We start from the raw sequence: 13,488 nt of genomic DNA, 5'->3' as shown, positions 1-13,488 counted from the left end.
CGCTATGCAGCGTCGGAGGCGCGCTGATGTTCCGCGAGTAATTGTTCGCGCAGTACGGGCTTCAGCGTCTTGCCGCTGGCGTTACGCGGGAATTCCTCACTGCGCACGGCGATGCGGACCGGCACCTTGAAGGGCGCGAGCAGGCCGGCGGCATAGGCGATCAGTTCGGCCTCGGTGGCGGAGGCGCCGGGGCGCAGCTGCACCAGTGCGCCGACTTCCTCGCCCAATATGCGGTGCGGGAGGCCGACGACGGCGGCGTCCATCACCGCGGGGTGCGCGACGAGCACGTCCTCGATCTCGACGCAATAAACGTTTTCGCCGCCGCGGATGAGCATGTCCTTGGCGCGATCGAGCAGATAGACGAAGCCCTCGTCATCGATGCGGCAGATGTCGCCGGTGTGATACCAACCGTCCGTGAAGCATTGCGCGGTAGCGTCGGGGTTGTTCCAATAGCCGGCGACCACGTTGGGGCCACGGATCCATAATTCACCGGCCTCGCCCCGGGGCAGCTCGCGGCCATTGGCATCGACCACCTTCACGTCGCAGACCGGCACGGGCAGGCCCACGCTGTCGGGGTGGCGCAAATAATCCTCCGCGCTGTTGCCGATCGAGACGGAGGAGGTTTCGGTGGCGCCATAGCCCTGCCCCGGCTTGAACCACGGGAAGAGCTCGGCGAACTTCAGCGTCAGCTCGGGCGCGATCGCGGCGCCGCCATAGCCGTAGCTGTCGAGGCTGGAGAGATCGCGACGGGCGAAATCTGGTGACTCCAGCACTTGCCACACCATCGCGGGGACGCCGGTGGTGGAATTCACCCGCTCCGCCTCGACCAGTTCGAGGAAGCGTTCGGGATTCCATTTGTGCATCAGCACCAGCTTGGCACCGGCCATAACGGTGGGGATCAGCATCGAATTGGTGCCGGTGACGTGGAAGAGCGGCACGGGGAGCAGGTTCACGCGCTGCGGCGCTTCGGGGTCAGGCGCGGGCAGCGCATCACCTCGGCGAATGGTGGCGCGAGCGTTGTTGAAGGCGATCGAGATCACATTGGTCAGCACGTTGCGGTGGGTGCCAAGCGCGCCCTTGGGGCGACCGGTGGTGCCGCTGGTGTAGAGGATCGTGGCGGGATCGTCGGTATGGTGGCCGGGATCGGGCATCGGAACGTCGGGGAGGTCGGCATAACCCTCGCGCGGGCCGATCAGATCGTCGAGCGGGATCGCGCCGGTGCCGTGATCGTCGGTGGTGCGGACCGAGATGAGGCCGTCGAGCGCGCAATCGGCAACGAACGGCGCGAGGCGTTGGAGCCGGTCGCCGTCGACGATCGCGACTCGGGCGCCCGAATTGGTGATGCCGTAAGCGAGCTCGTCGCCCAGCCCCCAGGCGTTGAGCGGGGTGACAACGGCGCCGATCGAGATGCCGGCCCAGAAGGCGATCGACCATTCGGGGAGGTTGCGCATCGCCACCACCAGCCGATCGCCCTTGCGCACGCCCAAGCGATCGTGGAGCACGCGGCCGAGCTGCCCCGCGGCGCGGAAGTGCGCGGCATAGGTCTGGCGCTCGCCTTCATAGATGATGAACTCGCGGTCGCCCCAGCTTCGGCCGAGATCGAACACCTGCCGCAGATCGTTGAGCGCAGCGACATAGGTGCGCAGGCGGACACCGCGAATCTCCTCCTCGCGCGTCTCGAACGGCGCGCCGGGGGCGGTGAGAATGCGGTAGGTTTCGTCGAGTGACACCGCCGGCCATTCGGGGCCGGCTGGCGCGACGGCGGGTCGCTGCTCCATTGGTTCATCCTCTCGCCTCGCCGGTAAGCCGGCCGTTTTAGGATGAGTGTTGGATCAGCGCTGCCGGGTCAAGCCTCCTGCGGCATCCAGCGCGGGCCGCTGTGCTGGGGATCGTCGAGCGCGAGCGGGGATGGGAGGTGGATGAACTCGACTTGGAGGCCCCAGGGCGTGAGGCCAAACCAGGCGCGGTTGCCCGCGCCCCTTTCCTTGCCGCCGAGATCGATCGGGCCTTCGCGCATGGTGCCGCCGGCGGCGCGAAATCGCGCGGCGGCGGCGTCCAGATCATCGACGTAGAGCGCGAAATGGTGGAGGCCCATTCGGCTGGGGCCATGGGGTGTGGAGCCGTGGCCGCCGTCGACCTCGAACAGTTCGACATTGGCCCCCTCACCCAGCCGCATCATGCGCATGGCGACGATGGTGGTGCCGGGTTCGAGCCCGTTCTTGTGGTGCATGTCCTCGCCGTGCTGCGACTTGCCGCCCTTTTCAATCAACGCGTAGAGCGTCCGGGCGCCGAACGCCGCCTGGAAGAACCGCTCGGCTTCCTCGATCGCGGGAACGGTGATCCCGATATGCTCGATACCCTTGATCACGCCCACGATCGTCTCCTGCCTTGCCGGGAGGACAACGGCGCTGACGGCGGACGGTTGCGGCGAGATGGTCGAGTGGGACCTATGTACTGGCCGAGACCCTGGATCTCCTTGCCTGGTGCCGTCGAAAGCCAGCCGGCCCTCCGGATCAAGTCCGGGGTGACATGGGATCGCGCGAGGGTGTCGCCGCTGCCGGGACGGTGTTTGCTTCTGCCGATGGCGGCGGTGTCCGCGCAGGCGATTGAGGGAGGCTGACTTCGATCTCCACGCGGCGGTTTCGTCCACGGCCGTCGGGATCGTCGCTGCCGTCGAGCTTGGCGTTGGGGGCAATCGGGCGAGTTTCGCCGAGGGCGACCAAGGTAATACGATCGGGCGCTACCTTCTTGTTGATGAGATAGGCGCGGACCGCTTCGGCCCGCTTGCGGGAGGCGACGAGATTATCGCCGTCATGCCCGCGCGAATCGCTGTGGCCGCGAAGCGTGATCTTCCCACCGGCGGCGAAGGCGGGTTCGGCCAGCATCGCATCGAGCGCCTGCCGCGCCTGGTCGTCGAGCACAGTGCCGGAGCTGGCGAAGGAGATCACAACGTCGAGCGGCTCAAGCGGCGGGGGTGCGGCTTCGGGCTCGACCACGTCGGGGCGCAGGATGGATTTGGGCGCGGCGGCGTTGTTGCCCAGCGCTTCCTCCGGCGGGGTGGCGAGGATGTTGTCCGTATCCTCCTCCGCCACGTTGAGCATGGGTTCGGACTCGTTGCGAACCGGCGCGGGGGAGCAGGCGGCGAGCGCCAGCACCAGCATCGGGGTGATACGTGTGATCGTCATGCCGTCGCTCCCGCCGCATGTCGCCCGCCGCCCGGCGGGACGTAGGAAATGATCGTGTCGCCGGGCTGCGGCGTCGGCCGGCTGGCGTGCGAGAAAAAGCGCAGACTGCCGTTCTTGCGCAACAGCAACAACATCTCCGCCTCATCGGGCAGATCGGCCCTTACCGCATCGGCATCGAAGCGTTCGGTGAGGCGCGTCTTGCGAAACGTCCAGCCCTGGCGATCCCGCTCGACGATCTCCTCCACGCCGTGCCCGCTGGCGAACAATGCGCGGCCGCGCAGCGAGGGTGGAAGCGCGCGGGCGTCCTCCTCGTCATCAGCGCCGCTGCCGAGCTGATACACGTTGTCGCGGCCGATCTCGGGCGCGAATTCATTGCAGACAAGCGCGTTATACGCCTCATTGTCGGTCGTCGCGGCGAGCACCTGGAATTGGGACATGTCGAGCCGGTCCTCCGTCGCTTCGGACAGGATTTCGCCGTGATAGGTCGGCACGCCGGCGTGGCGCGCGGGGGCGAGCCGCTGCCAGCTGGTATCGGCGATCGTCACCGGTACGTCGAGTTGGCGCAGCTGGCTGGCGAGCTGGAGGCTCCAGGGCGTGCCGCCGACGATCAGCAAGCCGCTTTCGCGTGCGCCGGTGACGCCGAGCAGGCGAGCGACCGGCCCGATCGAAAAACCATGCGCGACGATCGTGGCCACCACCAGGGCGAAGGACAAGGTGACCAGGATCGCACCGTCACCATAACCAAGCCGATCGAGGCGCAGCGCAAACAGGCCCGAGATCGCGACGGCGACGATACCGCGGGGCGCGATCCAGGCGATCAGCAGCCGCTCGTTCCACGGCACGCGCGTGAACAACAGGCTGAGCAGCACCGTTGCAGGACGAACAAGGAAGAGCATCGCGGCGAGGAAGGCGACGAAGCGCCATTCGAAACGCTGAAGCACCGCGAAATCGAGCTTTGCCGACATCAGCACGAACACGCCCGAGATCAGCAGAACGGTGATGTTCTCCTTGAATGGGTGGATGTCGCGCAGCGAATCCAGCCGCATGTTGGCGAGCGCGACCCCCATCACGGTGACGGCCAGCAAACCGGTTTCCTGCTGAACGAGGTTCGAGCCGACAAATACGCTTACTACCGCAACGAGCAGCACGGGCGCCTTCAGATATTCGGGCACATGGCCGCGCGGGAAGGCCCAGCCGATCGCACGCGCAGCGATCCAGCCGATCAGGCCGGCGACGACGCGGGCGGCGATCAGCGACATGACAACGGTGGCAAGGGTGCCCCCCTCGCCTGCCCGGCGCAGATATTCATAGGTGACGACGCCACATAGCGCGCCGACCGGATCGTTGACGATCGCCTCCCATTTCAGGATCGCGCGCGGACGCGCCGCAATGTTGCTCTGGCGGAGCAAGGGCAACACCACCGTCGGCCCGGTCACCACCAGAATGCCGGCGAACAGGATCGCGACCGGCCAGACCAGCCCGGCGGCGTAATAAAGCGCGAGGCTGCCAAGCACCCAGCCGATCGGCACGCCGAGAAACAACAGGCGAGTAACGGCGCCATCGGTACGACGCAGTTCGCGAAAGTTGAGGCTGAGGCCGCCTTCGAACAAGATCAGCGCAACGGCGATCGACACGAGCGGCTCGAGCAATTCACCGAACGTTCGTTCGGGCACGATCAGGCCAGTGACCGGGCCGGCAAGGACGCCAGCGACGAGCATCAACGCGATGGCGGGCCAGCCGGTTCGCCAAGCGATCCACTGGGCGCCGATTCCGAGCAGGCCGATGAGCGCGATTACAAGGGCTTGATGCTCCATCCCAGCGCCTTAACGGCGCAAACCGGTAGAAGAAAGCGAAGCCGTCGCCCTTCGAGTTATCGCTAGTGACTTGCAACAACAAGGGCGATAGAAGGCCGTCATGGCTCGAGCGATGCAGACGATGAGCGAGGGTGTGTGGAAGCGGCGTGGCGATGTGGCGCTGCGCATCGTTGCCGCCGTGCCGCTCGGCTACGCCGTGGCGAGCCTGTGGGCGATGGCATTGGCGCGGCTGCTGCCGGGATCGCCGAGCGAAGCCTCGATCGCGGCGGCACTGATCGCACTTGCGCTGTGCGCGGTGGCGGCGATGTATGCCTTTGCCGCCCGCAGCGGATTGCGCGCGTTTACCGTGCTGCTGGTGCTAGGCGCGATGGCGGGCGCGATCGCGTGGGGATCGATCGCGACGGGAGGACGGGTGTGAGCCAGAGCTTCCGGCAATCGCAGGCGACGCTGCACACCTGGTCCGGCCTGCTGCTAGGCTGGGTGCTGTTCCTCGTGTTCGTCACCGGCACGATCGCCTTCTGGCGGGACGGCATGAACCGCTGGATGCGGCCCGAACTGGCGCGGGTGGAACAGCCGATGCGCGTGCTGGCGGGGACGCAGCGTTTTCTGGAGCGCCACGCCGGCGATGCCAAGACCTGGTACATCACCATGCCGAGCGCGCAGACGCCCGGCGCGCAATTGTTCTGGATCCCGCAGCCGGCGGAGGGCGCGGCGCCGCGACGTGGGCGGCGCGACAATCAGGCGCTGATCGACGCAGACGGTGACCCCGTGGTGGCGCGCGAGACGCGCGGCGGCGAGTTCTTCTATCGCTTCCACTTCGACCTTCATTACGTGCCGGTCATCTGGGCACGCTGGCTGGTCGGGGTGGCATCGATCATGATGCTGGTCGCGATCCTGACGGGGATCGTCACCCACAAGAAGATCTTCCGGGATTTCTTCACGCTCAGGCGGCAGAAGGGGCAACGATCGTGGCTGGACGGGCATAACGCCACCGCGGTGCTGGCGCTGCCGTTCCACCTGATGATCACCTATACCGGCCTCGTTACGCTGATGGCGCTGCTGATGCCCTGGGCGACCGTGGCCAATTACACCAATGAAGCGAAGCTGTTCGAGACGTTGTTCCCGTTTGTGGAAACGGCCGAGCGCAGCGGACGGCCGGCGCCGTTAACCGACCTCACCCGCATCGTCGCCGATGCCGAGCGGCGGCTGGGCGGGCCGGCGGGGTTCATCACGGTGTCCGATCCGGGCGATGCGGTGGCGCGCGTCAGCGTGACGCGGGCGCCGACGTCGATGCTCAACACGCGCACGCCGGGCCTTGCCTATGACGGTGTGACCGGCGCGCTGGTCTGGCAATCGCCACCGCCGGGCGGGGCGGCGGCGACGGCGGGAGTGATGATCGGGCTGCACGCGGGCCGCTTCGCCGATACCGTCACGCGCTGGATCTATTTCCTGTGCGGTGTCGCGGGTACGTTGATGGTCGCCAGCGGGCTGGTGATGTGGACGGTGAAGCGCCGCGAGAAATTGCCTGATCCGGAGCGGCCGTATTTCGGGTTCCGGCTCGTGGAGAAGCTGAACGTCGCGGTGGTCGGCGGCTTCCCGCTGGGGATTGCCTGCATGCTGTGGGCCAACCGGCTGCTGCCTGTGGAAATGGCGAGCCGTGCCGAGTGGGAGATCCACGTCCTCTTCCTTGGCTGGCTTGCGGCGCTGGTGCTGACCCTGGTGCGGCGGGCGCAGATCGCCTGGACGATCCTGCTGGGCAGCACGGGCGCGCTGCTGGCGCTTCTGCCTTTCTATAATCTGCTGTGGACCGACCGCGGGATCATCAACTCGATCCTCACGGGCGATTATCTGCCGGCCGGCGTGGACATGACGTTGCTGGTGTTCGGCGCCGCGTTTGTCGCGATCGCGCGGCGGGTCGCGACTTACCAGCCGAAGGCGCGCAGGGCCCGCCGCTCGCGTCCGGCGCCGGAGGCGGCAATCGGCGGGTGGGAGCCGGCGGAATGACGCTGCTGACGCTCATTTTGTGCATCATCGCCTTTGCGCTGTTCGGGCTATCGACGCATGCGCATCACCGCCGCTGGTTTGGGGGAACGATCACCTCCGCCGGCAAAGGTGTGTTGCGCGGCCCGGCGTGGCTGGCGCTGGCGCTCGGCTTCGTCTGCGCGGTTGCGGCGAGCGGCTGGGTGTTCGGCCCAATCCTGTGGATGGGGATGGTCATGCTGGGTGCCGGATGCGTGTTTCTGTTCCTCAATCTTGCGCCTGGGCGCTTTGAAAGGTCGAAATGATGAAGAAGCTGCTGATCGCCGCCGCCCTGCTCGGCACCGCCACTACCGCTTCGGCGCATGAAGTGTGGATCGAGCGCGACGGCAGCGGGCCAGCGCGCATCTATCTCGGCGAGCCGGCCGATGTGCTGCCCGCCGGGGGCGATCCGGAGTTCAAGAACCTGAAGGCGCCCAAGCTGGTGCCGGCTAGCGACGCGGCGCAGGTGCGCAAGGCCGGCTACCTCGAAGTGGCGGCGCCCGCCGGCGACGTACGCGCCTGGGATGGCGACGTGTTCGCGCCCTGGGGCGACGAGGGCAAGAAGGAAGGCATCACTTATTACGCCCGCGCCGGCCGCGCCGAGACGCGCACGGCGATGCCGTTCGAGATCGCGCCCAAGACAGCGAACGGCAGCGACTTCGTGGTGTGGCACAAGGGGAAGCCGGTGGCGGACACCGAGGTGACGGTGGTGAGCCCCGACAAGTGGACCAAGACGCTAAAGAGCGACGCCAGCGGGGTCGTCGCGGTGCCGACGCGTGGGCCCGGCCGCTATCTGCTGAGCGCCGCTGCCAAGACGGAAGGCGGGGCGAGCGCGGGCGGGGCACCGCTGGCGGTGCTGCATGAGATTACCACCACGACGTTCGTGGTGCGATGAGGCCAGTGGCGGCCGATCAGTGGATCGGCCAGCTCCACATCACCAGCGGCGTGCCGACCAGCACGATAAGCAACGACAAGGGCGCACCGAGCCGGGCATAATCGCCGAAGCGATAGCCGCCCGGCCCGAGCACCAAGGTGTTGCACTGGTGGCCGATGGGGGTGAGGAAATCGCAGCCGGCGCCGATCGCGGTGGCGATCAGGAATGCCTCCGGGCGGTAGCCGAGATCATTGGCGAAGACGGCGGCGATCGGGGCCATCACCAGCACCGTGGCGGCGTTGTTGAGGAACGGTGTCACCGCCATCGCCACGACCATGATCAGCGCCACTGCACCCCAGGCGGGCAGGCTGGTCGCCACCTCCGCCAGGCCAGTGGCGATCAGATCCGAAGCGCCGGTGGTGCGGAGCGTATCACTGACCGGGATCAGCGCGCCGAGCATGATCAGGATCGGCCACTCGATCGCCTGATAGGCCTCGCGCGTCGGCAGCGCGCCGGTGATGACGACCACCCCTGCGGCGGCGAAGAAGGCAACCGCGACCGGCACCAGTTCCAGCGCCGTTGCCATCATCGCTGCGGCAAGCACGATCAGAGGCAGCCAGCTACGCCGCGCGCTGCCCAGCCGCAGCGTGCGCTCAGCGAGCGGCAGGACGCCCAGATCGCCCAATCGCTCCGGCAACAGCTTGAGCGACCCCTGCAACAGGATCACGTCGCCCGGCGCCAGCTTGGTCTCGCCGAGCTGATGCGCCATCCGCTCGCCCGATCGCGACAGCGCGATCAGGTTGACGCCGTAGCGCTGCTGGAGCCGCAGCCGCCCCGCGGTCTGACCGATCAGGACCGAGGTGGCGCCGATCACCCCCTCGATCACCCCGACCTCGTCGCCTTCGCTGGCACCGGGCAATTCGCGGTCCTCGCCAGCGAGAGCCAGTGAATCCTTTGCGATCACTCGTTCCAGCGCGTCCGGCTCACCCGCCAGGATCAGAATGTCGCCTTCGTGCAGTTCGACATGCCTGGCCGGCACCGTGCGCATCCCGGCGCGAACGAGATTAGTGATCGTCACTTCGTGATCGTGCCGTTCAAGAAAGTCGCGCACCGTCTCGCCGATAGCCGGCGATCCCTCCCCGATGCTCGCCTCGGTGACATAGCCTGTGATGTCGAGCGCATCGCCCATGGTCGCATTCGGCTTGCGATCGCGCGGCAGCAGGCGATAGCCGAAGGACAGAAAAATCAGCCCGACGACGAGCAGGCCCAGGCCCGTGGGCAGATAATCGAACATCGTGAAGGGCACGCCGGTCATGTCCTCGCGCACGCGGCTGACGATGATGTTGGGCGAGGTCCCGACCAAGGTCATCAGCCCGCCGAGCAGCGACGCGAAGGACATGGGCATCAGAAAGACGGAAGGGCTGGTCTCGTTCTTTTTCGCCATCTGAAAGGCCGCGGGCATCAGCATCGCAAGCGCGCCAACATTCTTTACAAGGGCGGAGGCGATGCCGACCGATGCGCTGAGCACCAGCAATTGCGATCGCACGTGCTTCACCCGCCGCGACACGATCGCCAGCGCACGCTCGATCAGGCCGGAACGCTGCATCGCCGCCGACAGCACCAGCGCGGAGCCGACAATGATGACGATATCGTCGGAGAAGCCGGAGAAAGCGTCCGCCGGCTTCACGATGCCGACGGCGAGCGCCGCGAGAAGCGCGATGATCGCCGTCACATCATAGCGGAAACGGCCCCAGATGAAGAGGCCCATCATGCCCACAAGGATGGCGATCGACAGCCATTGCGGTGTCGTCATGCCAGTGTTCCGGAGGTGCGGCGCTGGTGCGGCATGGACACGCGATTGTCTGTCATGGCGCGATAACGCGCGATCACGCAAAAGGAGCTTCGTCTTTCGCGCAATCGCGTGAACCGCTGATTTTATCAGGCCCTGGCAGCTCGGCCAAGCAGCAGGCGATCGGCAGCAGCGAGCACAAGGAGCGAGGCGCCGAAAAGCGGCAGGAGCACGCCTGCCAACGCCAACGTGGCAGCAAGACCGCCGAGCCGGGCGCCCCTCATCGTCGGTGGCGCGCCGATTGTGCCGTGCGGACGGCGTTTCCACCACATGGCAACGCCGCTGATCGTCAGCAGCCAGATGGCAAGGCACGGCACCAACATCAGCAACTGGTTCGCGCGGCCGAAGTAATTGCCCATGTGGATCTGCACGCCAAGCTCGACGGCGCGGCCGACCCAGCCGTAATCGGCGAAGCGGACCTCCGGGCCGATCTGGCGAAAGCTGTAACGATCGATGTAGATCGTGCGCTGCCCCTCGGGCTGATCGGGATAGGTATAGGCGGCGTAAACGCCGGCGGGCCCGCCCGGCAGGTGCAGGCGGTAGCCGCCCGAAAGGCCATGATCGGCGAGCAGCGCCGTCACCCGATCGACGCCGATGATCGCGGCGGCATCGCTGGTGGGGGGCGGCGCATCGTGACCGACGTGACCGGCATGCGATTGCGGCATGGGCGCGGTCTCCAGCGTCCAGGGCGCCTCGCCAAGCGCAATCTTCATCGGCACGCTGTTCGGCGCATTGTGCGCGCGGAACGAGGCGGGGTAGCCCACCCCAGCCGCGGCGCTGGCACGCTGGATCACATCGCCCTGCACCCCCGCCCAGGGCAGGCCGGTGACGAGGAGAAAGGCGATCAGCCCCGCTGTCCACAGCCCGACGGGACCGTGCAGATCGCGCCACAAGCGGCGCCCGCCCCCCGAGAGGCGCGGCCACACGGTCCCGGCCAGCTGCCAACGCCCGCGCGGCCACCAGAGAAACACGCCGGTCGCGATCAGCACCAATGTCCAGCAGGCGGCAAGCTCGACGATCCGGTCGCCCAGCGTGCCGATCGTCAGCGAGCCATGCATATCGTTGGCCCAGCCCACCGGCGTCAGCGCGTAATCGAGGCTGCCGAGCACGCGCCCCGTGCCCGGATCGGCATAAACGTGCAACTGCCGGCCTTCGCGCGGCGTGACGAACAGCAGCGCCGACCGGTCTGGTCGACCGGGCAGATCGATGCGCGACACCGCGCCGCCGGGATGCGCGGCCAGCGCGGCAAGGATCATTGCCGAGGTGGGGACACTCGTTGCCTGCGGCTGCACGAAGCGCAGATGCGGATAAAGCGTGTCGTCGATCTCGTCGTTGAAAAGGTAGATCGCGCCGGTGACGCTGAGGATCAGCAGGATCGGGGCGACGATCAGGCCGGCCCAGAAGTGCCAGCGCCAGATCGTGCGATGCAGCGCGGCGGCGCGGGTGCTGGCGTTCATGGTGGGCGCTCTCAAAACCGCGTCGCCAGCGCGATCTCAAAGGATCGCGGCGCGCCGATATAGACGTTGGTGGCGGGATAGCCGGAATATTCTCCATAGAAAGCGTCGGTCAGGTTTCGGCCGCGCAGCGTCAGCGTGGCATGCGGCGACACGTTCAGCGCGAGGCTGGCATCGAGGACGGTGTGGCCCGCGACGCGGATCGTGTTCGCCGTATCGGTGTACAAGGCGCTGGCGTGGCGAAGGAAGCCGCCGAGCGTCACCGCCGTGCCGAGCGTGTACAGCGCCGAGGCGTTGAGGGTGGTGGAGGGCACGTTGATTGGGCGGTTGCCGCGCCGGTCGACGCGCGTGCCGCCGACCAGCTCGCTCAGTTCGTCATATTGCGCGTCGGTATAAGCGATGCCACCCGACAGGTGCAGCGGTTTGACAGGCACCAGCACGGCCGAAAGCTCCACCCCCTGCGAGGACTGGCGCCCGCCCTGCACCGTCAACGACGGATCGGCGGGATCGCGGGTGAGGATGTCCTTCTGCTCGATGCGATAGGCCGCGCCGGTGACGCTGAACCGCCCGCCCCAGCCGCTTGCCTTGAATCCCGCTTCATAGGCACGGCCGCTGGTGAGGCGGAAGCGCGTGTTGGCGACCGACGCGATCAGGATCGAGGACACCGGCGACACGGCGGTGGTATATTGCGCATAGAGCGTCAGATCCTGCATCACATCCCAGGTGGTGCCGAGCCGCCATGACAGCGGATTATAGGTCGGGCGGTTGCGATCGATCGCGCCCGACACGTTCTGGATCGTCGCGCGGTCGAGATCGATATGGTCCCAGCGGATGCCGCCGACCACCAGCCAGCGCGGTGTGAGGTTCAGCGCGTCCTCGGCAAAAACGGCGGTCTGCTTCAGGCGCGAAACGAACAACAGATCCGAGGAATATACGCCGGCGCCGCGCGGCAGCGTGAAGGGCGCGGGTGCGGCCACGTCGACGGCGGGCAGGATCGTGTTGGGCGCCTGGCGGCGAAGGCTTTCGAAATCGGTGTGGTTATATTCGGCGCCGATGCTGAAGCGGTTGCGCAAGCCGGCGATCCGCCCGGCGTTCCCGATCACGCCGCGCGCGTTCCAGAAATGATGATCGTGGCGGAAATCCTGAAAGGTCTGGCGGAAGCTACCGTTCGGGAAGGCCGCGGTAGGCGCCACGAAGCTCTGCTGATCGGTGAGCAGATAGACGCGATCCGCGGTATAGCCGGTGAGATCGAGACCGAAGCTCCACCCGCTGCCGATCTGCCACTCGAGCCGCGAGCGTATGGTCGTTTCGTCGGCACCGGAATGGCCGTCCTGCGCATTATAGTTGCGGCGGCGCAGCGCGCGGTCCGCGACGAGGCCGGCGGTGCTGGTTACCGCATTGCGGGGATCGCGCGCGAACTGGCCGGGGATCAGCGGCAGGCCCTGATAGGTGGCGTCGTAGCGATCCTCGAAATGATCCACCGCGACGAGCAACGAGACGTCGGCATGCGGGCGGACCAGCAGGCTGGCGGTGAGGCCGGCGGACATTGTGTCGTTATTGTCGACATCGTACAAGCTGTCGGATCGCTGGTGGCTGGCGTCCGCACGCAATGCGACATCGGGGCCGAGCGGCACGTTGACGCCGCCGGCGGCGTACACCGTGTCGAAGCTGCCGACCGACAGCAATCCGTCCATGTGCGCCTCGCCCAGTACGGGCTTGCGCGTCACCTTGTTGACCACGCCGGCCAGCGCCCCTTCGCCATATAGGACGGAGGCCGGGCCCTTCAGCACCTCGATTCGGTCGAAATGCCAGTTGTTGCTGTCACGCTGGACGACGGTGGAGGTGGAGATGCGCACGCCATCCTGGAGGAGCGACACCGCGCCACCCGAAAAGCCGCGCAGCGACACCACGGCGGGGTTGCCCGGCACGTTGCCGGCGATCGCGCCGACCACCTGGTTGAACGTCTCGCGCGCGGTGCGCAGGCCGCGCAACTGGAGATCGTCCTGCGTCAGCAATTCGACGCTGGCCGGAGTCTCCCGGATCGACAGGCCGAGGCGGCTGGCGGCGGCGGGACGTGGGTCTAGCTTCAGCGCGTCGCGCTGGCCGACGACGATGATGGTGGTATCGGCGCGGCGCGGATCGGCGGCCTCGGCGAGGCACGGCGTGGCGGTGGCGGACGCCAGCAGGGCGGCCGCGATGGATCGGTTCATGATTTCCCCTTTGCCGGCGCGCGAGGCACGGGCCGGTCCGAACTGGTCAATGATGGAGCGGCGCAGCGCCGACCGCGCGGGGC

At 67.1% G+C, this 13,488-nt stretch carries 11 protein-coding genes; 4 read left to right on the top strand and 7 right to left on the bottom strand.

Annotated elements, in window-relative coordinates:
- Positions 1-2 precede the first annotated feature (2 nt).
- The 4 genes from SPHI_RS12165 to SPHI_RS12150 form a co-directional block, all read right to left on the bottom strand.
- The gene (locus tag SPHI_RS12165) at positions 3-1,778 is read right to left on the bottom strand and encodes a class I adenylate-forming enzyme family protein (protein ID WP_076745225.1); all 1,776 of its coding nucleotides are present in this window, start codon (positions 1,776-1,778) and stop codon (positions 3-5) included.
- A 68-nt stretch (positions 1,779-1,846) separates the two neighbouring features.
- On the bottom strand, positions 1,847-2,374 hold the full coding sequence (locus SPHI_RS15000; protein ID WP_158049697.1) for a VOC family protein: 528 nt from the start codon (positions 2,372-2,374) through the stop codon (positions 1,847-1,849).
- 139 nt (positions 2,375-2,513) lie between these two features.
- Complete coding sequence (locus SPHI_RS12155) at positions 2,514-3,185, bottom strand: OmpA family protein (RefSeq protein ID WP_076745224.1); 672 nt, start codon at positions 3,183-3,185, stop codon at positions 2,514-2,516.
- Entirely contained in the window at positions 3,182-4,999 is a 1,818-nt protein-coding gene (locus tag SPHI_RS12150; RefSeq protein WP_076745223.1) for a cation:proton antiporter, read from the bottom strand. The genes SPHI_RS12155 and SPHI_RS12150 overlap by 4 nt, the downstream gene beginning before the upstream one ends.
- A gap of 100 nt (positions 5,000-5,099) precedes the next feature.
- Here SPHI_RS12150 and SPHI_RS12145 point away from each other — a divergent pair, with 100 nt between their 5' ends.
- From SPHI_RS12145 to SPHI_RS12130, 4 genes are read left to right on the top strand one after another with little or no spacing between them, the layout of a single operon-like run.
- A complete protein-coding gene (locus tag SPHI_RS12145) occupies positions 5,100-5,417 on the top strand; it encodes a hypothetical protein (protein WP_083719968.1) in 318 nt (105 codons plus the stop codon).
- The gene (locus SPHI_RS12140) at positions 5,414-7,003 is read left to right on the top strand and encodes a PepSY-associated TM helix domain-containing protein (RefSeq protein ID WP_076745221.1); all 1,590 of its coding nucleotides are present in this window, start codon (positions 5,414-5,416) and stop codon (positions 7,001-7,003) included. The genes SPHI_RS12145 and SPHI_RS12140 overlap by 4 nt, the downstream gene beginning before the upstream one ends.
- Positions 7,000-7,284 (top strand): DUF3325 domain-containing protein, encoded by a 285-nt coding sequence (locus SPHI_RS12135; RefSeq protein ID WP_076745220.1) that lies wholly within the window; start codon positions 7,000-7,002, stop codon positions 7,282-7,284. The genes SPHI_RS12140 and SPHI_RS12135 overlap by 4 nt, the downstream gene beginning before the upstream one ends.
- Positions 7,284-7,913, top strand: a complete 630-nt coding sequence (locus SPHI_RS12130) for a DUF4198 domain-containing protein (protein ID WP_076745269.1) — start codon at positions 7,284-7,286, stop codon at positions 7,911-7,913. The genes SPHI_RS12135 and SPHI_RS12130 overlap by 1 nt, the downstream gene beginning before the upstream one ends.
- 16 nt (positions 7,914-7,929) lie before the next feature.
- Here the strand turns inward: SPHI_RS12130 and SPHI_RS12125 are convergent, their stop codons facing one another.
- From SPHI_RS12125 to SPHI_RS12115, 3 genes are all read right to left on the bottom strand, one after another.
- Entirely contained in the window at positions 7,930-9,705 is a 1,776-nt protein-coding gene (locus SPHI_RS12125; RefSeq protein ID WP_076745219.1) for an SLC13 family permease, read from the bottom strand.
- A 125-nt stretch (positions 9,706-9,830) separates the two neighbouring features.
- Complete coding sequence (locus tag SPHI_RS12120; RefSeq protein WP_076745218.1) at positions 9,831-11,198, bottom strand: PepSY-associated TM helix domain-containing protein; 1,368 nt, start codon at positions 11,196-11,198, stop codon at positions 9,831-9,833.
- 11 nt (positions 11,199-11,209) lie between these two features.
- A complete protein-coding gene (locus SPHI_RS12115; protein ID WP_076745217.1) occupies positions 11,210-13,405 on the bottom strand; it encodes a TonB-dependent receptor in 2,196 nt (731 codons plus the stop codon).
- Positions 13,406-13,488 lie beyond the last annotated feature (83 nt).

It is taken from the genome of Sphingomonas jeddahensis, from assembly GCF_001981525.1.
Taxonomy (GTDB): Bacteria; Pseudomonadota; Alphaproteobacteria; order Sphingomonadales; family Sphingomonadaceae; genus Sphingomonas; species Sphingomonas jeddahensis.
Note: the sequence above shows the minus strand (reverse complement) of the source record. Positions and strands in the feature narration are given on the sequence as shown.